Source organism: Nocardioides imazamoxiresistens, from assembly GCF_032378595.1.
GTDB lineage: Bacteria > Actinomycetota > Actinomycetes > Propionibacteriales > Nocardioidaceae > Nocardioides > Nocardioides imazamoxiresistens.
Genome location: NZ_JAVYII010000002.1, coordinates 289,894 through 315,991, shown reverse-complemented (window position 1 = coordinate 315,991; position 26,098 = coordinate 289,894). Strand labels below are relative to the sequence as shown.

At 73.8% G+C, this 26,098-nt stretch carries 24 protein-coding genes; 20 read left to right on the top strand and 4 right to left on the bottom strand.

Annotation, left to right across the window (positions count from 1 at the left end):
• Positions 1-74: 74 nt before the first annotated feature.
• The 15 genes from RDV89_RS05565 to RDV89_RS05495 all read left to right on the top strand — a co-directional run bounded on the left by RDV89_RS05565 (position 75) and on the right by RDV89_RS05495 (position 15,897).
• Positions 75-1,133, top strand: a complete 1,059-nt coding sequence (locus tag RDV89_RS05565) for an AurF N-oxygenase family protein (protein WP_315731949.1) — start codon at positions 75-77, stop codon at positions 1,131-1,133.
• A gap of 29 nt (positions 1,134-1,162) precedes the next feature.
• Positions 1,163-2,887, top strand: a complete 1,725-nt coding sequence (locus tag RDV89_RS05560) for an FAD-dependent oxidoreductase (RefSeq protein WP_315731948.1) — start codon at positions 1,163-1,165, stop codon at positions 2,885-2,887.
• On the top strand, positions 2,887-4,041 hold the full coding sequence (locus RDV89_RS05555; RefSeq protein ID WP_315732225.1) for a metallophosphoesterase: 1,155 nt from the start codon (positions 2,887-2,889) through the stop codon (positions 4,039-4,041). Before RDV89_RS05560 ends, RDV89_RS05555 begins: the two co-directional genes overlap by 1 nt.
• A 223-nt stretch (positions 4,042-4,264) precedes the next feature.
• The gene (locus tag RDV89_RS05550; protein WP_315731947.1) at positions 4,265-4,804 is read left to right on the top strand and encodes an alternate-type signal peptide domain-containing protein; all 540 of its coding nucleotides are present in this window, start codon (positions 4,265-4,267) and stop codon (positions 4,802-4,804) included.
• A gap of 1 nt (position 4,805) precedes the next feature.
• Positions 4,806-5,420, top strand: a complete 615-nt coding sequence (locus RDV89_RS05545) for a signal peptidase I (protein ID WP_315731946.1) — start codon at positions 4,806-4,808, stop codon at positions 5,418-5,420.
• A complete protein-coding gene (locus RDV89_RS05540; RefSeq protein ID WP_315731945.1) occupies positions 5,417-6,100 on the top strand; it encodes a SipW-dependent-type signal peptide-containing protein in 684 nt (227 codons plus the stop codon). Before RDV89_RS05545 ends, RDV89_RS05540 begins: the two co-directional genes overlap by 4 nt.
• The gene (locus tag RDV89_RS05535; RefSeq protein ID WP_315731944.1) at positions 6,097-6,600 is read left to right on the top strand and encodes a hypothetical protein; all 504 of its coding nucleotides are present in this window, start codon (positions 6,097-6,099) and stop codon (positions 6,598-6,600) included. Before RDV89_RS05540 ends, RDV89_RS05535 begins: the two co-directional genes overlap by 4 nt.
• Before the next feature lie 100 nt (positions 6,601-6,700).
• A complete protein-coding gene (locus tag RDV89_RS05530; RefSeq protein WP_315731943.1) occupies positions 6,701-7,468 on the top strand; it encodes a YebC/PmpR family DNA-binding transcriptional regulator in 768 nt (255 codons plus the stop codon).
• Positions 7,469-7,591: 123 nt separating this feature from the next.
• Positions 7,592-8,161 carry a crossover junction endodeoxyribonuclease RuvC gene (gene ruvC / locus RDV89_RS05525; protein WP_315731942.1) on the top strand — a complete coding sequence of 190 codons (570 nt, stop codon included), beginning with the start codon at positions 7,592-7,594 and terminating at the stop codon, positions 8,159-8,161.
• Positions 8,158-8,760, top strand: a complete 603-nt coding sequence (ruvA, locus tag RDV89_RS05520) for a Holliday junction branch migration protein RuvA (protein ID WP_315731941.1) — start codon at positions 8,158-8,160, stop codon at positions 8,758-8,760. Before ruvC ends, ruvA begins: the two co-directional genes overlap by 4 nt.
• A 10-nt stretch (positions 8,761-8,770) precedes the next feature.
• Complete coding sequence (gene ruvB / locus RDV89_RS05515) at positions 8,771-9,838, top strand: Holliday junction branch migration DNA helicase RuvB (protein WP_315731940.1); 1,068 nt, start codon at positions 8,771-8,773, stop codon at positions 9,836-9,838.
• Between the two features lie 68 nt (positions 9,839-9,906).
• Positions 9,907-10,233, top strand: a complete 327-nt coding sequence (gene yajC, locus RDV89_RS05510; RefSeq protein ID WP_315731939.1) for a preprotein translocase subunit YajC — start codon at positions 9,907-9,909, stop codon at positions 10,231-10,233.
• Positions 10,234-10,252: 19 nt separating this feature from the next.
• Positions 10,253-12,727, top strand: coding sequence for a hypothetical protein (locus RDV89_RS05505; RefSeq protein WP_315731938.1), 2,475 nt, complete (start codon positions 10,253-10,255; stop codon positions 12,725-12,727).
• Between the two features lie 147 nt (positions 12,728-12,874).
• Entirely contained in the window at positions 12,875-13,393 is a 519-nt protein-coding gene (locus RDV89_RS05500; RefSeq protein ID WP_315732224.1) for an adenine phosphoribosyltransferase, read from the top strand.
• 269 nt (positions 13,394-13,662) lie between these two features.
• Positions 13,663-15,897: a RelA/SpoT family protein gene (locus RDV89_RS05495; RefSeq protein WP_315732223.1), complete on the top strand. Its 2,235-nt coding sequence runs from the start codon at positions 13,663-13,665 to the stop codon at positions 15,895-15,897.
• A 52-nt stretch (positions 15,898-15,949) separates the two neighbouring features.
• Here the strand turns inward: RDV89_RS05495 and RDV89_RS05490 are convergent, their stop codons facing one another.
• Both RDV89_RS05490 and RDV89_RS05485 read right to left on the bottom strand, forming a co-directional pair.
• Positions 15,950-17,176 (bottom strand): DUF349 domain-containing protein, encoded by a 1,227-nt coding sequence (locus tag RDV89_RS05490; RefSeq protein WP_315731937.1) that lies wholly within the window; start codon positions 17,174-17,176, stop codon positions 15,950-15,952.
• 46 nt (positions 17,177-17,222) lie between these two features.
• Positions 17,223-17,381: a hypothetical protein gene (locus RDV89_RS05485; RefSeq protein WP_315731936.1), complete on the bottom strand. Its 159-nt coding sequence runs from the start codon at positions 17,379-17,381 to the stop codon at positions 17,223-17,225.
• Between RDV89_RS05485 and RDV89_RS05480 the strand changes: the two genes are divergently transcribed.
• The 3 genes from RDV89_RS05480 to aspS are packed head-to-tail and all read left to right on the top strand — an operon-like array spanning position 17,374 to position 21,294.
• Positions 17,374-18,096, top strand: a complete 723-nt coding sequence (locus RDV89_RS05480; protein WP_315731935.1) for an MBL fold metallo-hydrolase — start codon at positions 17,374-17,376, stop codon at positions 18,094-18,096. The two genes, RDV89_RS05485 and RDV89_RS05480, sit on opposite strands and share 8 nt — an antisense overlap.
• A 31-nt stretch (positions 18,097-18,127) precedes the next feature.
• On the top strand, positions 18,128-19,504 hold the full coding sequence (gene hisS, locus RDV89_RS05475; protein WP_315731934.1) for a histidine--tRNA ligase: 1,377 nt from the start codon (positions 18,128-18,130) through the stop codon (positions 19,502-19,504).
• Positions 19,501-21,294 carry an aspartate--tRNA ligase gene (gene aspS / locus RDV89_RS05470; protein WP_315731933.1) on the top strand — a complete coding sequence of 598 codons (1,794 nt, stop codon included), beginning with the start codon at positions 19,501-19,503 and terminating at the stop codon, positions 21,292-21,294. The genes hisS and aspS overlap by 4 nt, the downstream gene beginning before the upstream one ends.
• 85 nt (positions 21,295-21,379) lie before the next feature.
• Here aspS and RDV89_RS05465 read toward each other — a convergent pair whose 3' ends face one another.
• The gene (locus RDV89_RS05465) at positions 21,380-22,048 is read right to left on the bottom strand and encodes a potassium channel family protein (RefSeq protein ID WP_315731932.1); all 669 of its coding nucleotides are present in this window, start codon (positions 22,046-22,048) and stop codon (positions 21,380-21,382) included.
• Positions 22,048-22,695, bottom strand: coding sequence for a potassium channel family protein (locus RDV89_RS05460; protein ID WP_315732222.1), 648 nt, complete (start codon positions 22,693-22,695; stop codon positions 22,048-22,050). The genes RDV89_RS05465 and RDV89_RS05460 overlap by 1 nt, the downstream gene beginning before the upstream one ends.
• A gap of 94 nt (positions 22,696-22,789) precedes the next feature.
• Between RDV89_RS05460 and RDV89_RS05455 the strand changes: the two genes are divergently transcribed.
• Both RDV89_RS05455 and RDV89_RS05450 read left to right on the top strand, forming a co-directional pair.
• Positions 22,790-24,844, top strand: coding sequence for an APC family permease (locus tag RDV89_RS05455; protein WP_315731931.1), 2,055 nt, complete (start codon positions 22,790-22,792; stop codon positions 24,842-24,844).
• 83 nt (positions 24,845-24,927) lie between these two features.
• Positions 24,928-26,085, top strand: coding sequence for a class I SAM-dependent RNA methyltransferase (locus RDV89_RS05450; protein ID WP_315731930.1), 1,158 nt, complete (start codon positions 24,928-24,930; stop codon positions 26,083-26,085).
• Positions 26,086-26,098 lie beyond the last annotated feature (13 nt).

Below are 26,098 nucleotides of genomic sequence, written 5' to 3'. Positions count from 1 at the left end.
TCGAGTGACGTGGCGCCCACGCCACGGCACCGAGCCCCCTGCGGGGCGGTGCCCGCGACCGTGAGGAGACAGCGATGACCGCCCAGGCATCCGAGAGCACCGCGTCGAGCCCGATCGCTCCGGCGAGGTCCCGTCTCGAGCTGATCGACTGGCAGGAGCCGGAGGTCCCGGAGGGCCTGACGGACGAGGAGTACGACGAGGTCCTGCACCGTCTCTCCGTCGCGTCGGTCGAGCGGCACTTCGACGCCTTCGCCGACATCGACTGGGACCACCCGGACTTCGAGGTGCGTGCGGACGACCCGCGCTGGGTGCTGCCCCACGTCGACCCGGTGGGCCGCCACCCGTGGTACCGCTCGCTACCGCTCGAGGAGCAGATCCGGGTCGGCCAGTGGCGCTACGCCAACATCTTCAAGGTCGGGCTGCAGTTCGAAAACATCCTGATCCGCGGGATCATGCAGTACGTCTTCACGACGCCGAACGGGTCGCGCGAGTTCCGCTACCTGACCCACGAGGCGACGGAGGAGTGCCACCACACGCAGATGTTCCAGCAGGGCGTGAACCGGATCGGGACCGACGCCCCGGGCATGCCGCGCTGGCTGCGCCGCGCCAGCTCCTTCCTGCCGCTGGCCGCCGGCCCGCTGCCGCTGATCTTCTTCATCGGCGTCCTGGCCGGCGAGGAGCCGATCGACCACACGCAGAAGGCGATGCTGCGCGACGACGCCGAGGTGCACCCCATGATCAAGCGGATCATGGAGATCCACGTGGCGGAGGAGGCGCGCCACATCTCGTTCGCCCACGAGTACATCAAGCGCAAGGCTCCGCGCGTCGGGCGCTTCAGCCGGTTCCTCACCTCGATCTCGTTCCCGATCGTGATGCGCGTCCTCGGTGACGCGATCCTGGTGCCGGCGAAGGAGTTCCAGGAGGAGTTCGACATCCCGGACGAGGTGCTCGCCGAGCTGTTCTGGGGCTCGGCGGAGTCGAAGGAGTTCCTCTCCGAGCTCTTCTCGGACGTGCGGATGCTGGCCGAGGAGTCCGGCCTGATGAACCCGGTGGCCCGCCGCGTCTGGAAGGCGCTCGGCATCCACGGCCGCGCGTCGCGCTACCGCAGCGAGCCCGCGACGTCGTTCGCCTGAGCGGACGCCTCGGACCAGGAAGTCGAACCGTGCCCCACGTCGTGACCCGCTCGTGCTGCGGCGACGCGTCCTGCGTCTTCGCCTGCCCCGTCAACTGCATCCACCCGACCCCGGACGAGCCGGACTTCGCCACCGCGGAGATGCTCTACATCGACCCGGTCTCGTGCGTGGACTGCGGCGCCTGCGTCAGCGCGTGCCCCGTCGGGGCGATCAAGCCGCACACGCGGCTCGGCGAGGCCGAGCTGCCGTTCCTCGAGATCAACCAGGCGTTCCACACGCCGCCCGCCGAGCGCCCGATCCAGGCGCCGCTGCGCCGCATCGAGCGGGCGGACGCCGCGCGCGGACCGCTGCGGGTGGCCGTCGTCGGCTCGGGCCCCGCCGCCCTCTACGCCGCCGACGAGGTGCTCAAGCAGCCGGGTGCCGAGGTCACCGTCCTGGAGCGGCTCCCCACGCCCCACGGCCTCGCCCGGGCCGGCGTCGCGCCCGACCATCCGGACACCCGGCGGGTGGTCGACCTGTTCCGCACCATCGAGCGTCAGCGGGGGTTCTCGTACGCCCTCGGGGTCGAGGTCGGCAGCGACGTCACGCACTCCGAGCTCCTCGAGCACCACCACGCCGTGGTGTACGCGACGGGCGCCTCCCTCGACCGCCGTCTCGGGATCGAGGGCGAGGACCTGCCGGGCAGCGGCACCGCGACGGCCCTGGTGGCCTGGTACAACGGGCACCCCGACCACGTCGACCTCGACGTGCCGCTCGGCTCGCGCCGTGCGGTGGTCGTGGGCAACGGCAACGTCGCGCTGGACGTCGCCCGGATCCTCGCCACCGACCCGGAGCGGCTGGCTCGCACCGACATCGCCGACCACGCGTTGGCCGCGCTGCGGGACAGCGAGGTCCGCGAGGTCGTGCTCGTCGCCCGCCGCGGCGCGGGACAGGCGGCGTACACGCTGCCCGAGCTCACCGGCCTCGTGATGCGCGAGGACCTCGACGTCGTCGTCGAGGGCGGCCTGCGGCTCGACGCCGAGACCGTGCGTCGCCGCGCGGCGGGCACGCTCGACCCGATGCTGGAGCGCAAGATCCGCACGCTGGAGGAGCTGCCCGCGCCGCGCGGCGGCGGGCGCCGCCGGATCGTGCTGCGCTTCGGCGTCTCGCCGGTGCGGGTCCTCGGGGAGGGCGGGGTGACCGGCCTGGAGCTGGTCGAGAACGACCTCGTCGTCGCGGACGACCAGACGGTGCGTGCCGTGCCCACCGACCGCGTCACCACGCTGGACACCGGCCTCGTCCTGCGCTCGGTGGGCTACCGCGGTCGCGCGGTGCCCGGGCTGCCCTTCGAGCCGATCGGCGCGACCGTGCCGCACGACGCGGGCCGGGTGCGCGACGAGAGCGGCGGGCGCGTCCCGGGGGCGTACGTGGCCGGGTGGATCAAGCGCGGCCCCAGCGGCTACATCGGCACCAACAAGTCCGACGCCGAGGAGACCGTCGCCGGACTGGTGGCCGACTTCAACGCGGGCCTGCTGGCGACGCCGCGACGTGGCCGTCGCGACCTGGTCCGGCTGCTGCGGTCGCGCGTGCCGGCGCTGCTCGACCGCGAGGACTGGCGCGCCGTCGACGCGTACGAGCGGGCGTGGGGCGCGGAGTCGGGACGTCCCCGCCGCAAGGTCGTCGACGCGGGGACCATGGTGGAGATCGCGCGGGCGCGACGTGCCGCCACCCGCCGGCGGACCCGGTTGGGCTCCTCCGCGATGATCTCCGGGTGATGTGGCTCGGTCTGCTCCTCGCTCTCGCGCTCCTCGTCGGCTGGGTCGTCTGGCTGGTACGGCGGCTCGCCGTGGCCCCGTGCTGGGGCGAGGTGCTGGCGGAGCCGACCGAGCGGCGCCTGCGCCGCGGTGTCGCTGCGGCGATCGTGGTCGGCACGGCGCTCCTGGTCGTCGCGGAGGTCCTCCAGCGCTCGGTCGACCCGGGCCCGTGGCGCCCGGTGTTCTGGGTGGGGCTGACCTGGGTCGCGTTCGTCTGGTACCTGACGCTGACGCTCGCCCTGGTCGCCGTGGTCTGCGGCGTCCTGCGCCTGGCGCGACGCCGTGCCTGGCGCGACCGCGTGGCGCGCGTGGGAGCGATCGGCTCCGTCGCCGTGGCGACGGTGGTGACCGGGTACGGCCTCGTCGAGGCCGCCTCGGTGCGGACCACCGAGGTGGACGTGACGGTCGCCGACCTCGACCCGGCGCTCGACGGCCTGCGCGTCGCCGTGGTCAGCGACCTGCACGTCGGGCCGGTGCGCGACGCCGGGTTCGTCGGCTCCGTGGTCGGTCGCGTCAACGCGGCCGACGTCGACCTCGTGGTGCTGGCCGGCGACTACGCGGACGGTGCCGAGGAGCACGTCGGGCCCTACCTCGACCCGCTCGAGGGTCTCGAGGCGACGTACGGCGCGGTCGCCGTCACCGGCAACCACGAGTTCATCAACGGCGACGCGGAGGCGACCCTGGAGCGCCTCGAGGGACTCGGCGTCACCGCGCTGCGCAACGACCACGTGGTCGTCGAGCGCGACGGCGCCGCCCTCGTCGTCGCGGGGGTGCAGGACGCGTACGGCACCGGCGACGAGGCCGCCGACCCGGAGGCGGCCCTGGAGGGCGTCGCCCCCGACGAGCCGGTCCTCTACGTCGCCCACCAGCCCTCGCAGGTCCACCAGGCGGCCGAGGCCGACCTGGGCATCGACGTCCAGTTCTCCGGGCACACCCACGGCGGCCAGCTCTGGCCGTTCGGCTGGCTCGTCCGCCTCGACCAGCCGACGCTGGCGGGGGTGGACGAGGTCGACGGGATCCAGGTGGTCACCAGCCGGGGCGCGGGCGCCTGGGGACCGCCGGTGCGCGTGGCCGCGCCGCCGGAGGTCGTGGTCGTGACCCTGCGTCAGGGCTGAGCCCCAACGACCCGGGACGACCCGGGACCCGCTGCGGGCGCCGCCGCCGGAAGGTCCCGGGACCCCCGGGGCCGGTTGGTCCCGGCTGCTCCTGGTCACAGTGGGCGGTCGGTGCGGACGAAGGTACGGACTTGGCGCGAAACCCGTGATCTCCCCGCGGAACCGTCGTTTCGTGGGTCGTGCCGGGAAGTCCTCTCGGCTCGGACCCGAGGGAGACCACGACATGAAGAAGACGACGAAGGGCGCGCTGGCGGCCGGCACCGCGGCGGTGCTGCTGCTCGGCGGAGCCGGCTCGCTCGCCTACTGGACGGACACCGCCACCACCGACGGCACGACGATCCAGAGCGGCCACCTGAAGCTGACCGACCAGGACTGCGACGGCGGGTGGAAGCTGGACGGCGACACGGCGTACGCGAACCAGCTGCTCGTGCCGGGCGACAGCCTCACCCAGACCTGCACCTACCGGGTCTCGGTCGCGGGAGAGCACCTGAAGACGGTCGACTTCGCCGTGACGGCACCGACTGACGTCACCGGCGCCCAGGCGCTCGTCGACGAGATCGGCGTGACGACGTCGGTCGAGCTCGACGGCGAGCCGCAGGGCACGGCGACCGGCGTCGACGTCACGGACGGCGAGCTGGTCGAGATCACCATGACGATCGACTGGCCCTACGGCGCGCTCGACAACGACTCCAACGTGCTGGGCGGCCTCAGTGCCACGCTCGCCGCGTTGAGCGTCACCGTCACGCAGAACCACACGGCCTGACGTGGTCGGCCGGCTCCGGTCGGCGACCGCAGCCGGCGCACGGGTCGCGAGCTGGCTCGTCCTGCTCCTCGCCCTGGCCGCGGTGGTCCTCGCCGTCCTCGTGCCCCGGCTCGCCGGGGCGACGCCGTACACGGTCCTGACCGGCTCCATGAGCCCCGAGCACCCGCCGGGCACCCTGGTCGTGGTCCGTCCGGTCCCGTCCGCGGAGATCGGCGTGGGCGACGTCATCACCTACCAGCTGGAGTCCGGCGAGGGAACCGTCGTGACCCACCGCGTGGTGGAGCAGGGCGTCCAGTCGGACGGGGAGGCGTGGTTCCGCACCCAGGGGGACGCGAACGCGGTGCCGGACGCGGAGACGGTGCGCGAGGTACAGGTGCGCGGGCGGCTGTGGTACTCCGTGCCCCACCTGGGTCGCGCCAGCGCCCTCCTGACGGGCGACAGCCGCGTCCTGCTGACCTACGGCGTGGCGGGTCTCCTGGCCCTCTACGCCGCCTCGATGTTCACCAGCACGCTCGCCGAGCGGCGGCGCCGGCCGGCGACCGGCCGCCACGTCGCCGGGGCCGAGCCCACCACCGAGGCCACGCCCCACCCGACCGAGGAAGGAGCACGCACGTGACGGACCACCGCGCATCCCGGTCGTCGGCGCACCGCGGCGTCCACCGGGCTGCCCGCCGCGCTCCCAGCGGTTGGCGGGTCCGCGCGCTGGCCGCCCTCGTGCTGCTGCTCGCCCTCGGCTCCGCCGGCACGCTGGCGTCGTGGAACGACACGGCGACGGTCCAGACGGGTGCCATCCGCTCGGGGTCGATGGACCTGCAGGTGGCGGCGGTCGCCTCGCCGAACGGTGCGACCACGTGGTCGGCCGTCGGCACCGGCGCCGGGCTGGATGCGACGTCGATCACCGCGAGCGGGCTAGCGCCGGGGGAGACCGTCGCGTTCCCCCTGTCCTTCCGCAACGTCGGCGACCCACCGCTGGACTACGCGGCGACGGTCCGCACGGGTGCGAGCTGGACCTACGTCGGCGCCACGATCTCGGTGCGTGTCGGGACGGGCGCCGCGACGAACTCCGCGGCCGGGACGTACCCGCGTACCGGAACCTGTTCCGGCCCGCTCCAGGGCACCGCGACGACGGTCACCACGACCGACACCGTGGTGCTGGCCCCGCGACGTCTCGCGGGCGGTGGAGCGGTCGAGACCCTGTGCGTCGTGGTCGGGATGCTGGGCGACGCCACGAACGCCAACCAGGGGAAGACGGGCACCATCCGGCTCGACGTCACCGGCACGCAGGCGGTCTCGTGAGGTCGCGGCACTCGGCGGGCCTCCTGCTCGCGGTCGCCGGTCTGGTGCTGCTCCTGCTGGTCGGCTCCGGCGGACCTACCACGACGGCCCGCTTCACGGACGCCGCGACGGGCACGACGGGCGCCGTCGGCTCCCTGACCGTCGTCGGGCCGAGCCGGCTCACGTGCGGCACGGGAACCAACTCGGCCACGGTGTCCTGGACGGCCGACGTCCATCTCGACTACCAGGTGGTGCTCCGGCGCACGACCGCGCCTGCGGCCACGATCTCCACGCGGCTCGTGACCGGGACCGCGTCGTCGGTGCCCTACACGAACCTCAGCGACTTCGGGTTCCCCCTCAACATCGGGTTGGGCACCTACGACTTCGAGGTCGACGTGCGCGCCTACGCCCCCGCACCGTCGGGAGCGTCCACCACGCCTTGGCTGACACCGGCCGCCATCACCTCCCGCGTCCAGGTGTCGACGCTGCTCGTGGGGCTCACCGCGACCTGCCGCCCCTAGCACCCCGGGACCGCCACCTCGCCGCCCCGCTAGGATCGTCCGAGGCCCGGGCAGCTGCCGTCGCCGGGCGCGCCGTACGAGCTGAGTAGAAGAGGGACGCATGTCTGGCCACTCCAAGTGGGCGACCACGAAGCACAAGAAGGCCGCGATCGACGCCAAGCGCGGCAAGCTGTTCGCGAAGCTGATCAAGACGATCGAGATCGCCGCGAAGATGGGTGGCCCCGACCCCTCCGGCAACCCGACGCTCTACGACGCCATCCAGAAGGCGAAGAAGCAGTCGGTGCCCAACAAGAACATCGACTCCGCGGTCAAGCGCGGTGGCGGTCTCGACGGCGGCGGCGTCGACTACGAGACGATCATGTACGAGGTCTACGGCCCGCAGGGCGTCGCGCTGCTCGTCGAGTGCCTCACGGACAACCGCAACCGCGCCGCCATGGAGGTCCGCACCGCGGTCACCCGCAACGGCGGCACGATGGCCGACCCCGGGTCGGTGTCCCGCCTGTTCCAGCGCCGAGGCGTCGTCGTGGTGGCGAAGGAGCAGGAGGGTCGCGAGGTCACGGAGGACGAGGTGATCGAGGCGACCCTCGACGCCGGCGCGGACGAGGTCGCCGACCACGGCGAGGCCTTCGAGGTGCAGTCCGAGCCCGGCGACGTCGTCGCGGTCCGCACCGCGCTGCAGGAGGCGGGGATCGACTACGACTCGGCCGAGGTGCAGTTCGTCGCGACCATGGACATCCCGGTGGCGGAGGCCGACGCGGCGGCGAAGGTCTTCCGGCTCGTCGACGTCGTCGACGACCTGGACGACGTGCAGAACGTCTACACCAACGCGGACATCCCCGACGACGTCCTGGCCGAGGTCGACGCCTGAGGGGCTGAGCGCAGGACGCGCCCCGACTGCCTCGGCGCGTCGGTCGCGGCAGCGGTGCGCCCGCACGGTAGCGTTCCGGGGTAGAACACACGTTCGACGTCGACGACCGCAGGAGGGCTCCGGATGCGCGTGCTCGGGATCGACCCGGGGCTCACCCGCTGCGGCATCGGCGTGGTCGACGGCCGCCTGGGGCGTCCGCTGACGCTCGTCGACGTGAACGTCCTGCGGACGTCGGCGACGGAGCCGATCCCCGTGCGTCTGGTGACCATCGAGCGCGGCGTCGAGGCGTGGATCGAGGAGCACCGGCCCGACGTCGTGGCGATCGAGCGGGTCTTCGCCCGTTCGGACGTCAGCACGGTGATGGGCACCGCCCAGGCGAGCGGCGTCGCCATGGTCGTCGCCGCGCGGCGGGGCATCCCCGTCGCCCTGCACACGCCCAGCGAGGTGAAGGCGGCCGTGTCCGGCAGCGGCCGTGCGGCCAAGCCGCAGGTGGGTGCGATGGTCGCCCGGATCCTGCGTCTCGACGCGCCCCCGAAGCCCGCGGACGCGGCGGACGCCCTGGCGCTCGCGATCACGCACGTGTGGCGGGGCGGGGCGTCCGACCGCATCGAGGCGGCACGCGCCGCGGCGGGTGCCGCGGCGCCCACGAACAGGTACGCGGCGGCGGTCGCGGCCCACGGGAGGAAGTCATGATCGCGTTCGTCCGCGGCGAGGTGGCCACGGTCGGCCTGACGTCGGCGGTGCTCGACGTCGGTGGTGTCGGGATCGAGCTGCAGTGCGCGCCCGGGACCCTCGCTGGCCTCCGGCGCGGCGAGCAGGCGACGCTGTCGTCCAGCCTGGTGGTGCGGGAGGACTCGCTCACGCTCTTCGGCTTCGTCGACGCCGACGAGCGCTCGCTCTTCGAGCTCGTCCAGACGGCCTCGGGCGTGGGCCCGAAGCTCGCCCAGGCCATGCTCGCGGTGCTGCGTCCCGACGACCTCCGTCGAGCCGTCGCGGACGAGGACGTGAAGACCCTGACCCGCGTCCCCGGGATCGGGCAGAAGGGCGCCCAGCGCATCATCCTGGAGCTGAAGGACCGCATCGGCGCTCCGGGGACCGTCGCGACCCTGCCCGGCGAGACGCCGTCGGCCGGCGCCGCGTGGCGACCGCAGGTGCACGAGGGCCTGGTCGGCCTCGGCTGGTCGGCCAAGGAGGCCGACAAGGCCGTCGACGCCGTGGCGCCGCAGGCCGGTGCGACCCCCGACGTGGCCGCACTGCTCCGTGCCGCCCTGCGCAGCCTGAGCAAGGCCTGACGGGCGTCCCGTGGAGCACGACGAGGAGCTGAGCGCCGCCGAGGAGGCCCACCTCCGCTCGCTGGTGGACGCCGAGGCGGACGGCGACGAGCGCGCGGTCGAGGCCGCGCTGCGGCCGCGGTCGCTCGACGAGGTGGTCGGCCAGGAGCGCGTCCGCGAGCAGCTGGGGCTGGTGCTGGAGGCGGCGCGGCGCCGCGGGCGTACGCCCGACCACGTCCTGCTCTCCGGGCCCCCCGGCCTCGGCAAGACCACCCTGGCCATGATCATCGCGGCCGAGATGAGCGCACCCCTGCGCCTCACGAGCGGGCCGGCCATCACGCACGCCGGCGACCTCGCGGCGATCCTGTCCGGGATGAACGAGGGCGACGTCCTGTTCGTGGACGAGATCCACCGGATGTCGCGACCGGCCGAGGAGATGCTCTACATGGCGATGGAGGACTTCCGCGTCGACGTCGTCATCGGCAAGGGCCCGGGCGCGACCGCCATCCCGCTGGAGATCCCGCCGTTCACCCTCGTGGGCGCCACCACCCGCGCAGGTCTGCTCCCCGGGCCGCTGCGCGACCGGTTCGGCTTCACGGCCCACCTCGAGTTCTACGAGCCGGGCGACCTCGACCGGATCGTGCGGCGCTCGGCGGGGCTGCTCGGGTGCGAGGTCGAGACCGCCGGGTCTGCGGAGATCGCCTCCCGCTCGCGCGGCACGCCCCGGATCGCCAACCGCCTGCTGCGCCGGGTCCGCGACTACGCCCAGGTGCGGGCCGACGGGCTCGTCACGCGCGAGATCGCCCGCGTCGCCCTCGACCTCTACGAGGTCGACGAGTCGGGGCTGGACCGGCTCGACCGGGCGGTCCTCGACGTCCTGTGCCGCCGTTTCGGCGGCGGCCCCGTCGGCGTGTCCACCCTCGCGGTCGCCGTGGGGGAGGAGCGGGAGACGGTCGAGGAGGTTGCCGAGCCGTTCCTCGTGCGCTCCGGCCTCCTGGCCCGGACGCCCCGCGGACGCGTGGCCACGCCGGCCGCCTGGCGCCACCTCGGGCTCGCGCCGCCTGCCGTCGACGGCACGACGCCGCTCTTCGGGCCCTGACCACCACGGGTAGTATCGGCCGCGGCGCGCTCGCGCCCTGACCTGTCGCCGAACCGAAAAGACGGCTCGTGGAAATCATCTTCATCGTCCTGCTCTTCGTCATGATGTGGCTGCTGCTGATCCGCCCGGCCCAGCGTCGCCAGAAGGCGCAGACCGAGCTGCAGAACTCGGTGCAGATCGGCAACGACGTCATGCTGACGAGCGGCATCTTCGGCACGGTCACCGAGATGCCCGAGGGCGACCGCCTGCGCATCCAGATCGCTCTCGGCGTCGAGATCGAGGTCGTCCGCGGCGCGATCGCCATGGTCGTCCCCAAGGAGGACGACGGCTCGCACGACGCGCTCGACGCCGACGCCACCACGGACTCGCCGTCCGTGGACCTCGACAAGCACTGATCGGCCGCACGACGTGGTCGTGTCCCCCGGGCGGCTCCCGCGCGGGGTGGTCCTCTACGTCGTCCTGATCGCGACCGCGCTGGGCGTCGTCGCGCTCACGGCCAGCTGGACCCCGCGCTGGGGCGTCGACGTCCTCGCCGGCACACGCGTGGTCGTGACGCCCGCCGCGACCGACGCGTCCCGGGCGGACCTCGAGTCCACCGCGGACTCCCTCGAGCAGCGCGCCCACGCCGCGGGCGCTCCCGGCGCTGCCGCCCGGGTGCGCTCCGACGGCGCGCTCTCCGTGTCGTTGCCCGGCCAGCCCGACGGCCGTGTCCTCGACGCGCTCCGGGCGACGGGTCGCGTCGAGGTGCGGCTGGTGCTGGCGGGCAGCACGCCCCCGCCCGTCGTGCTCGACGAGGAGGACGTCACCGGCGGATCCGGCGGCGACCGCGACGGGGCCGACGAGGTCCCGGGCGCCGACGACGAGCAGGACGAGACCGGTGAGCCGGCCCCGGGCGCCGGGCTGCCCGGCGGCGTCGCCGTCGACCCGCCCGTCGAGCCCGTCGTGCCCGCGTGCCCCGTGCCCGGCCGCAGCGTGGACGTGGACGGTGTCGTCGTGGCCTGCGGACCGCAGGGGGGCAGCTTCGTCCTCGGCACGGTGCTGGCCGCCGAGGGCGACGTGACCGGCGCCGAGGCGGTGCTGGAGGAGGGCCTCTGGGGCGTACGCCTCCACCTCGGCGCCGACGCCGCCACCCGCCTGGCCGGTGCCGCCGCCCTGGTCGAGGCCCACGACGGCCCCCTGCTCGCCGCGCGGCAGGCCCGGTCGGACGCAGGGGCCCGCGCGGAGACGGCGGACGAGGGCGGCGAGGACGAGCCGACACGACCGGCCCTCGAGCCCGTGCGCCTGGCGCTGACCGTCGACGACGAGCTCGTGCTCGTCTCGCCGAACCTCCCCACCGCGGCCGGTGACGCCGGGGGAGGCGCCGACGGCGCCGGCGGGGACGCGGTCCCGGCGCTGCCCGACGCCGGGTCGTCGGAGCCCGGCACGGTCGTGCTGCTCGGGGCGCTCGACCAGGAGGAGACGAGCGTGGTCGCGGCCCGGGCGGCCGAGGGCTCGCTCCCGGTGGAGGTCGCGACCGTCGACGTCGTGCGCCTGGGCTCCACGCTCGGCCCCGACGAGGGTGCCCGCGGCGCCGTGGCGGGCCTCCTCGCGGGTGCGCTCGGGCTGCTCGCGGCCCTGGGGGCGCTGCGGCGCCGCGCCCTCCCGCTGGTCGCGACCGCGACCGGCACGGCTCTCGCCTCGGTGCCCGGGGTGCTGCTCGTCGACCAGGTCGTCGGTCTGCCCCTCGGGCTCCCGGTGGCCGTGGCCGGGATGGTGGCGGGTGCGGCCGCCCTCGTGGTCCCGGCGGTGGGACGCGAGGCATGGCCGCTGTGGTGGCCGGTCGTCGCCACGTCGGCCCTCGGCGGCCTCGCCGTGCGTGTCGTCGTCGGCGGGGAGCCGGGCGACGTGGGCACGATGCTCGCGACCGTCCTGGCCTGCGCGCTCGTCACGGTACGCCTGGTGACCCTCCCGCTCCTGGACCTGCCGGCACCGACCGCCGGACCGCGCACCAGCGGTGGCGGGGCCGACATCGACATCGACACCGACACCGGCCGCCGGCGCTCCGCCGGCGTCGTCGCGGGCGCGGTGCTGGTCGCCGCCGCCGTCGCCGGCGTCCTCCTGCCCGGCGTCGCCGCCGACCCCGCCTTCGTGGCCGGCGACGAGCACGCGGTCACCGTCGACACGGAGCCCGCCGCAGCCCGCGCCGCGCTGCGCGACGCGGTCGTCGACGCCGGCATCACCGTCTCCTCGGTGCGCACGGCCGGGCCGGACACGGTCCTGCTGACCACCCCACGCCTCGACGAGGCCGACCGCGCGACCCTGGCCGCGGCGCTCGCCGAGGTGGAGGGTGTGGCCGCCCCCGTCGGCACCGTCGGCGTGCGAGCCGCGGGCGACGGGGACGAATGGACCCGCGCCGCGCTCGTCCTCGGCGCCGCCCTGCTCGTGGGGGTGGCCACCGCCGCCGCACGCGCCGCGCGCGACGGCCGACGGCCGGCCGGGGCCGTGGCCCTGCGCGCTCTCGCCGGTGTGCTGTTGGCTCCGCTCGTCGGGGTCGGGCTCGCCGCGTGGGCCGGGCTCACCTGGTCGCCGGCGGCGGTCGCGGCGCTCGGCGCCGTCGCCGTGGTCGCGGCGGCGACGCTGGCCCCGCGTGCCGGGGTGCGCAGCCCCGACGACGGCGGGGTCCGTCTGGTCGCCGCGCTGGCGGCGGTGCTGCCGCTGCTCGCGGTCGCCGTGGCGGCGCCGTCCGTGCGTCCCGTGTTCCTCCTGGCCGCGGTCGGCGTGGCCACCGTGCTCCTGGGCGCGGCGTACGCGCTGCCGCCCCGACCCCATGCCCGTCCCGACGGGTCCGCGACGGCAGGCACGGACCCCGCGCCGACGTCGGGGACCCCGGCGCTCGCCGGCCGGGCCTGACCCGTCCCACCACCCGACACCGAACCGCTGATCCCGCCACCGGAGGCCCCCTTGTCCGACGCCCCGTCCGACGCCCCAACCCACGCCCCGTCGCCCCGCACCCCGTCCTCCGCAGCCGAGGACCGCCACGCCGCGGCGCGGGCCGCCGTGGAGCGCCTGCTCGCGGACGTGCCGGACTTCCCCGCCGAGGGCGTGGTCTTCAAGGACGTCACGCCCCTGCTCGCCGACCCCGAGGCCTTCGCCCTGGTCGTCGACGCGCTCGCGGACGCCGGACGCGACGCGGACGGCCGGGTGGTCGTCGACCGGGTCGTCGGCATGGAGGCACGGGGGTTCCTGTTCGGCACCCCCGTCGCCCAGCGGCTGGGGGTGGGGTTCGCGCCCGTGCGCAAGGCCGGCAAGCTGCCGCGGGCGGTGCACGAGGTCGACTACGCGCTGGAGTACGGCACCGCGACCCTCGCCCTGCACGAGGACGCGGTGCGTCCCGGGGAGCGCGTCCTGGTGCTGGACGACGTGCTGGCCACCGGGGGCACCGCTGCCGCGACGCGCACCCTCGTCGAGCGCTGCGGAGGGGTGGTGGCGGGGTACGCCTTCCTGCTCGAGCTGACCTTCCTGCCCGGCCGTGCGCAGCTCGGCGAGGCCGACGTCCTGGTGCTCAGCGAGGTCTGAGGCCGGTCCGGTGCGCGGCCTCTCGCGCTGTGCCTAGACTGGTGAGGGTGACAGAGGATCGGGGTAGCGGCGCCGGGGCCGACACGCAGGCCGTGGACGCGCGCGACCCGGCCACGACGGACGTGGCGGGGACCCCGGACGTGCCCGACGGCGGGGCCGACGCCCCCGGCCGCGCGGCCTGGATGCGCTCGCGCCGCACGGCGCCGCGAGCGGCCGGCGTGCAGGAGTCCGAGCCGGTGCCGGGCGACACCGTGACCTCCGCGCGCAGCATGCGCGCGCGCCTGGCGCGGATCGGGACGCGCAACCAGCCCGGCAACCCGGTCCTCGAGCCGTTCTTCCGTGCGGTGCGGGCCAACCACCCGAAGGCCGACCTGGCGCTGCTGGAGCGGGCGTACCTCACCGCGGAACGGCTCCACGGCTCGCAGATGCGCAAGAGCGGCGACCCGTACATCACCCACCCGCTCGCGGTCACGACCATCCTCGCCGAGATCGGCATGACCGAGCCGACGCTGGTCGCGGCGTTCCTGCACGACACGGTCGAGGACACGGCGTACACGCTCGACGAGCTGCGCGCCGACTTCGGCGACGAGGTCGCCCTGCTGGTCGACGGCGTGACGAAGCTCGACAAGGTGCAGTACGGCGACTCGGCGCAGGCCGAGACCATCCGCAAGATGATCGTCGCGATGTCGCGCGACATCCGCGTGCTGGTGATCAAGCTCGCGGACCGCCTGCACAACATGCGCACGCTGCGCTACGTCAAGCAGGAGACGCAGGAGCGCAAGGCGCGCGAGACCCTCGACATCTTCGCGCCGCTGGCCCACCGGCTCGGCATGAACACCATCAAGTGGGAGCTCGAGGACCTCGCGTTCGCGACCCTGCACCCGAAGATCTACGACGAGATCGTGCGGATGGTCGCCGACCGCGCGCCGTCGCGCGACCAGTTCCTGGCCGAGGTGATCGCCCAGGTGACCGCGGACCTCAAGGACGCGCGGATCAAGGCGACGGTCACCGGCCGGCCGAAGCACTACTACTCGATCTACCAGAAGATGATCGTCGGCGGCCGCGACTTCACCGACATCTACGACCTGGTCGGCATCCGCGTCCTCGTCGAGGAGGACCGCGACTGCTACACCGTGATGGGCGCCGTGCACCAGCGCTGGAACCCGGTGCTGGGCCGGTTCAAGGACTACATCGCGATGCCCAAGTTCAACATGTACCAGTCGCTGCACACGACGGTGATCGGCCCGAAGGGCAAGCCCGTCGAGATCCAGATCCGCACGTTCGCGATGCACAAGCGGGCGGAGTACGGCGTCGCGGCGCACTGGAAGTACAAGGAGGACGGACGCAGCGGCGTCGACACCGACCGGCTGGCCGAGCGCGACGACATGACGTGGGTCCGGCAGCTGCTGGACTGGCAGAGCGACGTCGAGGACCCGGGGGAGTTCCTCGACTCGCTGCGCTACGAGATCAACCGCGCCGAGGTGTACGTCTTCACGCCGCGCGGAGACGTCATCGCGCTGCCGACGGGCGCGAGCCCGGTGGACTTCGCGTACGCCGTGCACACCGAGGTCGGGCACCACACCATCGGCGCCCGCGTGAACGGTCGCCTGGTGCCCCTCGAGTCGGCGCTGGAGAACGGCGACGTCGTCGAGGTCTTCACCTCCAAGGCGCCCAACGCCGGGCCGTCGCAGGACTGGCTCACCTTCGTGCGCTCGCCGCGGGCCCGCTCCAAGATCCGCGCGTGGTTCACCAAGGAGCGGCGCGACGAGGCGATCGAGCGCGGCAAGGACCAGCTGGCGCGGCTGATGCGCAAGGAGGGCCTGCCCCTCAAGCGGTTGATGTCCGCCGAGTCGCTCAAGGTGGCGGCGGCCCACTTCAAGCTCGACGACATCACGGCCCTGTACGCGGCGGTCGGCGAGGGCAACCTGTCGGCCCAGTCCGTCGTGCGGCGGGTCATCGAGGTGCACGGCGGCGAGGAGGGCGCCCGGGAGGACCTCTCCGAGGGCGTCACGATCACGTCGCCGCGCCGGGCCCGCAAGCCCGCGCCGTCGAGCAGCGACTCGGGCGTGATCGTGCGGGGCGCCGCCGACGTGTGGGTCAAGCTCGCGAAGTGCTGCACGCCCGTGCCGCCGGACCCGATCCTGGGGTTCGTCACCAAGGGCGGCGGGGTCTCGGTGCACCGCAAGGACTGCACCAACGCCGACAACCTCCTGGGCCAGCCCGAGCGGCTCGTGGAGGTGGAGTGGGCGCCGACGGCGCAGTCGACGTTCCTGGTCAACATCCAGGTGGAGGCGCTGGACCGCGCCCGGTTGCTGTCGGACATCACGATGGTGCTCTCCGACGCGCACGTGAACATCCTCAGCGCCACCCTCAGCACGGGGCGCGACCGGGTCGCCAAGAGCCGCTTCACCTTCGAGATGGGCGACGCGAAGCACTTGGACACCGTGCTGCGGGCCGTGCGTACCGTCCCGGGCGTCTTCGACGCCTACCGCGTCACGCAGTAGCGGGGAAGCCGGGGCGCCGCGACCGACCGCGGCGCCCCGGCGCCTCGCTACCTCAGCCGAAGTCCTCGGAGGCGCGGCGTGCGGCGTCGAGGAACATCTGGCGCGAGGCGAGGTTCGACTCCAGGCTCGCGATCTTCTTCGTGTCGCCGGAGCTCCGCGCCGCGTCCAGCTCGGCCTCGACCTCGGCGATCGCGGCCTCGAGCTTGACGATCACGTCGTTCGCGCGGGCGGACTTCTCGGGGTCGCTGCGCTTCCACTGCTCGTCCTCGACGCCGCGGATCTCCTGCTCGACGCGCCGCATGCGGCCCTCGAGCTCCTTGATCCGGTCGCGGGGGACCTTGCCGGCCGCGTCCCAGCGCTCCGCGAGGTCGCGGAACGCACGCTTGGCGGCGTCGAGGTCACCGACGGGCAGCAGGGCCTCCGCCTCGACGAGGATCTGCTCCTTGACCTCCGCGTTCGCGGCGAACTCCTGGTCCAACGCCTGGTTGGCGGCGTCGCGGGCGCCGAAGAAGGCGTCCTGGGCGCCCCGGAAGCGCCGCCACAGGGCCTCGTCGACGTCGCGCGGGGCCGGACCCGCGGCCTTCCAGTCGCGCATCAGGTCGCGGTAGCGCCCGGCGGTCGGGCCCCACTCGGTCGACGTCGAGAGCGCCTCCGCCTCCGTGGCCAGCCGCTCCTTCACCGCGCGGGCACCCTCGCGCTGCTCGTTGAGCTGCGCGAAGTGCGCCTTGCGACGGCGGGTGTAGGTCGTGCGCGCGGTCGAGAACCGGCGCCACAGGGCGTCGTCGGCGGCCCGGTCGATCCGGGGCAGCTTCTTCCACTCGTCGAGCAGGTCGCGCAGCCGGTTCGCCCCGTTGCGCCAGTCCTCGCCCGCGGCGAGGGTCTCGGCGGCCGCGGCGATCCGCTCCTTCTCCACGCGCGCCGCGGCGGCCTTCTCGGCGCGCTCCGCCTTCCGTGCGGCCCGCTGCTCGTCGACCTGGCCCGTCAGGGCCTCGACCCGGGTCAGCAGGCCCTCGAGGTCGCCGACCGCGTTGGCGTCCGTCACGGCCTCACGGACCTTGGCGATCGCGGACGCCGCGTCCTCGGGGCCCAGCGCGCCACCCTTGATCCGCTGCTCGAGGAGCTCGACCTCGAACGCGAGACCGTCGAAGCGGTCGGTGAAGAACTTCAGTGCCTCGGCCGGGGTCCCCTCGGGGTACTGACCCACCGATCGCTCGCCGTCCGAGGTGCGCACGTACACCGTGCCGTCCTCGTCGACCCGTCCCCACTCTTGACCCGTCACGTGGTCGTCCTCTTCGCTCGCCGCCGGATTGCGGGGGCCATGCTAGTCACAGGCGGGGCGGGCGCGCCCCGTGGCGGCGCAGATCCGTGCGTCGCGCCTGCGCGTGTGCGCCGTCGGTCGCGGCCGACGCGCGGTCGACGTGCAGCGGACGCGCGGCCGACGTGCGGGCGCGGGCGCGCAGTCGGTACTGTGCCGGGGTGTTCATCGCCGGATTCCCCGCGGGTGCCTGGGGCACCAACTGCTACGTGCTCGCGACGGGCAAGGGCGCGGAGTGCATCGTGGTCGATCCCGGCCAGGACGCGACCGCCGGCGTCGAGCAGGTGGTCGCGGAGAACAGGCTGAAGCCCGTCGCGGTCCTGCTGACCCACGGCCACATCGACCACATGTGGTCCGTGACGCCGGTCGCCGGCGCCTACGAGGCGAAGGCGTACGTCCACCCCCGTGACCGCCACCTGCTCAGCGACCCCATGGCGGGCATCTCGCGGGAGAGCGCGGCGATGCTGCTCGGCGGGCGCCACGAGTTCGCGGAGCCCGACGAGGTCGCCGAGCTCGCCGACGGCCAGGAGCTGGAGCTGGCCGGTCTGCGCCTCGTCGTCGACCACACACCGGGCCACACGGAGGGCTCGGTCACCTTCCGCACGCCGTACGGCGACGCCGCCGGCCGCCCGGAGGTCTCCGAGGTGATGCTGTCCGGGGACCTGCTGTTCGCCGGCTCCATCGGCCGCACCGACCTGCCGGGCGGCGACCATCCGACGATGCTGCGCACGCTCGCGGAGAAGGTCCTGCCGCTGGCCGACGACATCGTCGTCCTGCCCGGGCACGGCGACCAGACCACCATCGGTCGCGAGCGCGCGACCAACCCGTACCTCCTCGACCTCGTCGACGGCGGCGGCACCCGCCCGGTGACCCGCGGCCTGTGACCTCCCGCTCCACCGATCCAGGAAGCCCCACATGAGCAAGCCGACCCCGCTGAGCGGGTTCCCCGAGCTGCTGCCCGCCCAGCGCGTCGTCGAGCAGCTGGTCGTGGACACGCTGCGCCAGACCTTCGAGCTGCACGGTTTCGCCGGCATCGAGACCCGTGCCGTCGAGCCGCTGGACCAGCTGCTGCGCAAGGGCGACACCTCGAAGGAGGTGTACGTGCTGCGGCGCCTGCAGGCCGAGGAGACCGGGTCCGACGCGGGCATCGGCCTCCACTTCGACCTCACGGTCCCGTTCGCCCGCTACGTGCTCGAGAACGCCGGGAAGCTCGAGTTCCCGTTCCGCCGCTTCCAGATCCAGAAGGTGTGGCGCGGCGAGCGGCCCCAGGACGGTCGCTACCGCGAGTTCACCCAGGCCGACATCGACGTGATCGGCCGCGACACCCTGCCGTTCCACCACGACGTCGAGGTCACCAAGGTGATGCTCGACGCGCTGCGGCGCCTCGCGCACCCCGACGTGGTCGGCCTGCCCGGCTTCCGCCTGCAGGTCAACAACCGCAAGCTCATCCAGGGCTTCTACCTGGGCCTCGGCCTACAGCAGGTCGACGAGGTGATGCGTCTGGTCGACAAGCTCGACAAGCTGCCCGCCGAGAAGGTCGCGGCGCTGCTCGTCGCCGAGGCGGGCGCGACGGCCGAGCAGGCCGAGGCGTGCCTGCGCCTGGCCGGCATCCGCACGGAAGACGACTCGTTCGTCGAGCAGGTCCGCGCCCTGGGCATCTCCCACGAGCTGCTCGACGAGGGGCTCGAGGAGCTCGCCACCCTGATGCGCGGCGCGGCCCCGCTGGCCGGCGGCGCCGTGCGGGTCACGGCCGACCTGTCGATCGCCCGCGGGCTGGACTACTACACCGGCACCGTGTTCGAGACGCGCCTGGACGGCTACGAGTCCATGGGCTCGATCTGCTCCGGTGGTCGCTACGACGCGCTGGCCAGTGACGGCCGCACGACCTACCCCGGCGTCGGCATCTCCCTCGGTGTCTCCCGCGTGCTCGTGCCCCTGCTGGCCCGTGGCGTCGTCACCGGGTCCCGGTCGGTGCCCAGCGCCGTGCTGGTCGCGCTGGCCGCGGAGGAGGCGCGCCCGGAGGCGGACGCCGTCGCCGACGCCCTGCGCGCCCGGGCCGTGCCGTGCGAGGTGGCGCCCAGCGCCGCGAAGTTCGGCAAGCAGATCAAGCACGCCGACCGGCGAGGCATCCCGTTCGTCTGGTTCGTCCAGCCCGACGGCACGCACCAGGTCAAGGACATCCGCAGCGGCGAGCAGGTGGACGCGGACCCGTCGACCTGGACGCCGCCGAGCGAGGACCTGCGACCGCAGGTCACCACCACCGCCCCCAGCACCGAGGAGAAGAGCTCGTGATCCGCACCCATGACGCCGGGGCGCTGCGCCCCGAGCACGTCGGCCAGACCGTCACCCTCGCGGGGTGGGTGGCCAAGCGGCGCGACCACGGCGGGGTGGCGTTCCTCGACCTGCGCGAGGCCAGCGGCGTCGCCCAGGTGGTCGTGCGCGACGAGGAGGTCGCCGGCGGCCTGCGCAACGAGTACTGCGTGAAGGTCACCGGCGAGGTCTCCCTGCGCCCCGAGGGCAACGCGAACCCGAACCTGGCCTCCGGCGAGATCGAGGTCATCGCGACCGACGTCGAGGTGCTCTCCGCCAGCGCCCCGCTGCCCTTCCCGATCGACGACCACGTCGACGTGGGGGAGGAGGCGCGCCTGCGCCACCGCTACCTCGACCTGCGCCGCACCGGCCCGGGCCGGACGCTGCGCCTGCGCAGCGAGGTCAACCGCGCGGCGCGCGACGTGCTCGCCGGCCACGACTTCGTCGAGGTCGAGACCCCGACGCTGACGCGCTCGACGCCCGAGGGCGCCCGCGACTTCCTGGTGCCCGCGCGCCTGCAGCCCGGCAGCTGGTACGCCCTTCCGCAGAGCCCGCAGCTGTTCAAGCAGCTGCTGATGGTCGCCGGGACGGAGCGGTACTACCAGATCGCCCGCTGCTACCGCGACGAGGACTTCCGCGCCGACCGGCAGCCCGAGTTCACCCAGCTCGACATCGAGATGAGCTTCGTCGACCAGGACGACGTGATCGCCCTGGCCGAGGAGATCCTCACGTCGCTGTGGGCGCTGGTGGGCCACGAGGTGCCGACGCCGCTGCCGCGGATGACGTACGCCGAGGCGATGGCCCGGTTCGGCTCCGACAAGCCCGACCTGCGGATGGGCCAGGAGCTCGTGGAGTGCACGGCGTACTTCGCCGAGACCCCGTTCCGCGTCTTCCAGGCCGAGTACGTCGGGGCCGTCGTCATGCCCGGCGGCGCCTCCCAGCCGCGCAAGCAGCTCGACGCCTGGCAGGAGTGGGCCAAGCAGCGGGGCGCCAAGGGCCTGGCGTACGTGCTCGTCGGCGAGGACGGCGAGCTCGGCGGGCCGGTCGCCAAGAACCTGTCCGACGCCGAGAAGGCCGGCCTGGCCGCCCACGTCGGGGCGCAGCCCGGCGACTGCATCTTCTTCGGCGCCGGCGCCACCAAGTCGACGCGTGCGCTGCTCGGCGCGGCCCGCCTGGAGATCGGCCGCCGCGGCGGCCTCATCGACGAGGACGCCTGGAGCTTCGTGTGGGTCGTCGACGCCCCGCTGTTCGAGCCGGCCTCCGACGCGGTCGCCAGTGGCGACGTGGCCGTGGGCGCCGGTGCGTGGACGGCCGTGCACCACGCCTTCACCTCGCCGCAGGACCCGGACGGCTTCGACTCCGCGCCCGGCGACGCGCTGGCGTGGGCGTACGACATCGTGTGCAACGGCAACGAGATCGGTGGCGGCTCGATCCGCATCCACCGCGAGGACGTGCAGAAGCGCGTCTTCGCGATCATGGGCCTCGACGAGGCCGAGGCCGAGGAGAAGTTCGGCTTCCTGCTGGAGGCGTTCAAGTACGGCGCCCCGCCGCACGGCGGCATCGCGTTCGGCTGGGACCGGATCGTGGCGCTCCTCGCGGGCGTCGACTCGATCCGCGAGGTGATCGCGTTCCCGAAGTCCGGCGGCGGCTACGACCCGCTGACCGCGGCCCCGGCGCCGATCACGCCGGCCCAGCGCAAGGAGGCCGGGGTCGACGCGAAGCCGACGCCGAAGGGCGCCCCCGAGGCGGCAGCGGCGACCGCCGAGGCCTGAGGCCGGCGCACCACGCCCCTCGCACGACGAGCCGGCACCCCCGCAGGGGTGCCGGCTCGTGTCGTCTCCTGCCCCGGGAGGCCGCTCAGGAGTGCGTCGAGGGGGCGAGCAGGCGCTCGAGGTCGTCCTCGAGCTCGGCCGGCACCACGAAGAGCAGCTCGTCGCCCGCCTCGAGCGGCTGCTCGGCGTCGGGACGGTAGACCTGGCCGTCGCGCAGGATCGTGACGAGCGCGCAGTTGTCGGGGAACGGGACGAGACCCGAGGGACGTCCGACGAAGGGGGAGTCCTCCGGCAGCGTGAGCTCGACGAGGTTGGCCTGGCCCTGGCGGAAGGTGAACAGGCGCACGAGGTCGCCGACGGCGACGGCCTCCTCGACGAGGGCCGACATGATCCGCGGGGTCGACACGCTGACGTCGACGCCCCAGGCCTCGTTGAACAGCCACTCGTTGTCGGGGTGGTTGACCCGGCCGACGGTGCGCGGCACGGCGAACTCGGTCTTGGCCAGCAGCGAGGTCACGAGGTTGGCCTTGTCGTCGCCGGTCGCCGCGATCACCACGTCGCAGCGCTCCAGGCGGGCCTCGGCCAGCGAGGACAGCTCGCAGCAGTCGGCGAGCAGCCACTCGGCGTCGGCGACCCGCTCCGGGCGGATCGCCGCGGTGTCCTTGTCGATGAGCAGGACCTCGTGGCCGTTCTGGATCAGCTCGGCGGCGACCGAGCGACCGACGGCCCCCGCCCCGGCGATCGCGACGCGCATCAGCTGTCCTCCGGTCCGCGGGTGATGGTCTGGTAGGCGTGCGCGGCGTTCTCCTCGCGCATCACCAGGTGCAGGAGGTCACCCTCCTGGATGACGCTCTGCGCGTGCGGCAGGACGCCCTCGCCGAGCCGGTCGAGCCAGGCGATGCGGGTGCGGGTCTGCTCCTGGAACAGCACGGTGCGCACGCCGACCCAGGTCTGGGGGACGGGCACCTGGTCGAGCCGGATCGTGCCGGACGGGTCGCGGAAGTCGGGCTCCGCGCCGGCGGGCAGGAGGCGGCGCAGCACCTGGTCGGCCGTCCACTTGACCGTGGCGACCGTCGTGATGCCGAGACGCTGGTAGACCTCCGCACGGCCGGGGTCGTAGATGCGGGCGACGACCTGCTGGATCCCGAACGTCTCGCGCGCGACCCGCGCGGCGATGATGTTCGAGTTGTCGCCGCTGGAGACCGCGGCGAAGGCGTCGGCGCGACGGATGCCGGCCTTCTCCAGGACCTTGCGGTCGAACCCGACCCCGGTCACCTTGTCGCCGTTGAACTCCGGGCCGAGGCGCCGGAACGCCTCCGGGGCGATGTCGATGACCGACACCGTGTGGTTGCGGTCCTCGAGGCTGCGCGCGAGCGTCGAACCGACGCGGCCGCAGCCCATGATCACGACGTGCACGCGCCGAACGGTAGCCCAGCCGGGGGCGCCGCACGCGTCGACGTGGCGCAGACGGGTGCGGGGCGTACGATCCCGCCTCGTGGGTCTCGCCGACGCCTCGAAGAGGGTCCTGCTCGGGCGCAAGCTCCGCAGCTCCCAGCTCGGGGAAACACTCCTCCCCAAGCGCATCGCTCTGCCGGTCTTCGCGAGCGACGCGCTGTCGTCGGTCGCCTACGCGCCGGACGAGGTCTTCATCATGCTCTCGATCGCGGGAGCCACCTCCTACGTGTTCTCGCCCTGGATCGGCGTCGCCGTGGCGCTGGTGATGGCGGCGGTGATCGCGTCCTACCGCCAGACGGTCCACGCGTACCCCAGCGGCGGCGGCGACTACGAGGTCGCCAGCGTGAACCTCGGACCCACGGCCGGCACGACGGTGGCCAGCGCGCTGCTGGTCGACTACGTGCTGACGGTGGCGGTCTCGATCTCGTCGGGCTCGCAGTACGCCGCCGCGGCCATCCCGTTCCTGTCGGGCCACGAGGTGCTGTTCGCCTCGGGCCTGGTGGTGCTGCTGATGGCGCTGAACCTGCGCGGCATCCGCGAGTCGGGCAGCTACTTCGCCCTGCCGACCTACCTGTTCATGATCGCCATCATCGGGATGGCGCTCTACGGCGGCTTCCGCTGGTTCACCGGGACCCTGCCCCAGGTCGAGAGCGCCGACCTGAGCATCGAGCCGAGGCTCGGCTTCGAGGAGCCCCTGACCCAGTTCGCGATGATCTTCCTGCTGGCGCGCGCGTTCTCGTCCGGCTGCGCGGCGCTGACCGGGGTCGAGGCGATCTCGAACGGCGTGCCCGCCTTCCGCAAGCCGAAGAGCGACAACGCCGCCGCCACCCTGCTGATGCTCGGGCTGATCGCGATCACGATGATGATGTCGGTGATCCTGCTGGCCCGCGAGATGGGCCTGCGCTACGTCGACCCCCACGAGCTCGACCGGTTGCGCACCGCGGCCGGCGCCCCGCTGCCCGACGGCTACGACCAGCACACGGTGATCGCCCAGATCGCGGGGGCGCTCTTCGCCGACTTCCCGCCCGGCTTCTACTTCGTCGTGACGCTGACCGGCGTTATCCTCGTGCTGGCCGCCAACACCGCCTTCAACGGCTTCCCGGTGCTCGGCTCGATCCTGGCCAAGGACGGTTTCGCGCCGCGCGCGCTCGGCTCCCGCGGCGACCGGCTGGCGTACAGCAACGGCATCGTCTTCCTCGCGGTGACGGCGATCGTGCTGATCGTGGCCTTCGACGCGCAGACCACCCGGTTGATCCAGCTCTACATCGTGGGCGTCTTCGTCTCCTTCAACCTCAGCCAGCTCGGCATGATCCGGCACTGGACGCGCCACCTGGCGACGGAGAAGGACCCGGCGCGGCGCCGCAAGATGCAGCAGAGCCGCGTGATCAACGCGGTCGGGCTGTGCTTCACGGCGGTGGTCCTGGTGATCGTGCTGGTCACCAAGTTCCTCGAGGGCGCGTGGATCACGATCCTGGCGATGCTGGCGGCGTTCTTCGTGATGCGCTCGATCCGTCGCCACTACGACCGCGTCGCCGGGGAGCTCGCCGCGGAGGAGGACGACAAGGTGCTGCCCACCCGCGTGCACGCGATCGTCCTGGTCTCCAAGGTGCACAAGCCGACGCTGCGCGCCCTGGCGTACGCCAAGGCCTCGCGGCCCAACGTGCTCGAGGCGGTGTGCGTGTCCACCGAGGCGGCGGAGACCGACCGGCTGCTCGAGGCCTGGGACCGGCGCAACATCGACGTGCCGCTCAAGGTCCTGCACTCGCCCTACCGCGAGCTGATCAAGCCGATCGTCGACTACGCCGTCGAGATCCGGCGTGCCAACCCGCGCGGTGTCGTCGCCGTCTACATCCCGGAGTACGTCGTGGGTCACTGGTGGGAGCAGCTGCTGCACAACCAGAGCGCGCTGCGGCTCAAGGGCCGGCTGCTCTTCACGCCCGGCGTGATGGTCACCTCGGTGCCCTACCAGCTGCGCTCGTCGGCCGTCGCGCTCGAGCGCGAGGACCGCTCGATGACGCGTGTGCGCCCCGGCGACCTGCGCCGCGGCCGGGTCTCCGACGAGACGCCCGACCGCGTCAGCTCGAGGAAGCCGTGAGCGGGGGTCGGGACCGCCGCGGCGGCCGGGGTCGTGCGCCCGCACGCGGCCAGCGCGCCCGGGCGCCCCGTGGGCGCTCCCGGGTGGGGGAGCGGTTCGTCGCGGAGGTCGGCCCCGTGGCGCACGGCGGCCACTGCGTCGCCCGGGTGACGCTGCCGGACGAGGAACGGCCCCGGGTCGTCTTCGTGCGCCACGCCCTGCCCGGCGAGGAGGTGGTCCTCGAGATCACGGAGGGCACCGACCGCGACCGGTTCTGGCGGGCGGACGCGGTCGAGGTCCGCCGCGCCGCCGAGGGTCGCGTGGAGGCACCGTGCCCCGTCGCGGGACCGGGTGGCTGCGGCGGCTGCGACTTCCAGCACGTCCGGCTGGACGCGCAGCGGCGCCTCAAGGGCGACGTGGTCGCCGAGCAGCTGCGCCGCCTCGCGGGCCTGGACCTGCTCGTGGAGGTCGAGGCCGTCGCCGGCGACCTGCCGGCCCAGCTCGCCGGGCTGCGCTGGCGCACCCGCGTGCGCTTCGTGCGCACGCCCGACGGGCGCCCGGCCATGCGTCGGCACCGCTCCCACGACGTCGTGGCCGTCGACGACTGCCTCATCGCGCACCCGGACGCCCGTGAGCCCCGCCCCGGCACGCTCGCCGAGCGCGTGGAGGCGGGTGCGCCGGGGGCCGGGCACACCTTCGACGTGGCCGCCGACGGCTTCTGGCAGGTCCACCCGGGGGCACCGCGCACCCTGGTCACGACCGTGCTCGAGATGCTCGACCCCCGGCCGGGCGAGTCGGCGCTGGACCTGTACGGCGGCGTCGGCCTGTTCGCGGCGTTCCTGGCCGAGCGCTTGGGTCCGCAGGGCCGGGTCGCCACCGTCGAGGGCGACGTGACGGCCTCGACCTACGCCCGCACCAACCTGGCCGCCGCCCCGGGCACGGTCGAGGTGCGCCAGGGCGACGTCGCGCAGGTGCTGGCGGAGGGCCTCGAGACGGACGGGGACGCAGGGACCGTCGACCTCGTCGTGCTCGACCCGCCTCGCGAGGGTGCCGGTCGCGAGGTGGTCGCCGCCGTGGCCGCCCGTCGGCCGCGCGCCGTGGCGTACGTCGCCTGCGACCCCGCGGCGCTCGCGCGCGACGTGGCGTACCTGGCCGAGTCCGGGTACGCCCTCGCCTCGCTGCGCGCCTTCGACCTCTTCCCCATGACGCACCACGTCGAGTGCGTGGCGCTCCTCGTGCCGGCGGGCAATCTCGCTCGATGACGTGTATCTTGAT

Excerpts from the sequence above, each read along its gene's own strand:
- RDV89_RS05565 (WP_315731949.1), top strand. The coding sequence starts at position 75 with ATGACCGCCCAGGCATCCGAGAGCACCGCGTCGAGCCCGATCGCTCCG.
- RDV89_RS05555 (WP_315732225.1), top strand. The coding sequence starts at position 2,887 with ATGTGGCTCGGTCTGCTCCTCGCTCTCGCGCTCCTCGTCGGCTGGGTC.
- RDV89_RS05550 (WP_315731947.1), top strand. The coding sequence starts at position 4,265 with ATGAAGAAGACGACGAAGGGCGCGCTGGCGGCCGGCACCGCGGCGGTG.
- RDV89_RS05530 (WP_315731943.1), top strand. The coding sequence starts at position 6,701 with ATGTCTGGCCACTCCAAGTGGGCGACCACGAAGCACAAGAAGGCCGCG.
- ruvC (WP_315731942.1), top strand. The coding sequence starts at position 7,592 with ATGCGCGTGCTCGGGATCGACCCGGGGCTCACCCGCTGCGGCATCGGC.
- ruvA (WP_315731941.1), top strand. The coding sequence starts at position 8,158 with ATGATCGCGTTCGTCCGCGGCGAGGTGGCCACGGTCGGCCTGACGTCG.
- RDV89_RS05495 (WP_315732223.1), top strand. The coding sequence starts at position 13,663 with ATGCGCGCGCGCCTGGCGCGGATCGGGACGCGCAACCAGCCCGGCAAC.
- RDV89_RS05485 (WP_315731936.1), bottom strand. The coding sequence starts at position 17,381 with ATGAACACCCCGGCACAGTACCGACTGCGCGCCCGCGCCCGCACGTCG.
- hisS (WP_315731934.1), top strand. The coding sequence starts at position 18,128 with ATGAGCAAGCCGACCCCGCTGAGCGGGTTCCCCGAGCTGCTGCCCGCC.
- RDV89_RS05465 (WP_315731932.1), bottom strand. The coding sequence starts at position 22,048 with ATGCGCGTCGCGATCGCCGGGGCGGGGGCCGTCGGTCGCTCGGTCGCC.
- RDV89_RS05460 (WP_315732222.1), bottom strand. The coding sequence starts at position 22,695 with ATGGGCTGCGGCCGCGTCGGTTCGACGCTCGCGCGCAGCCTCGAGGAC.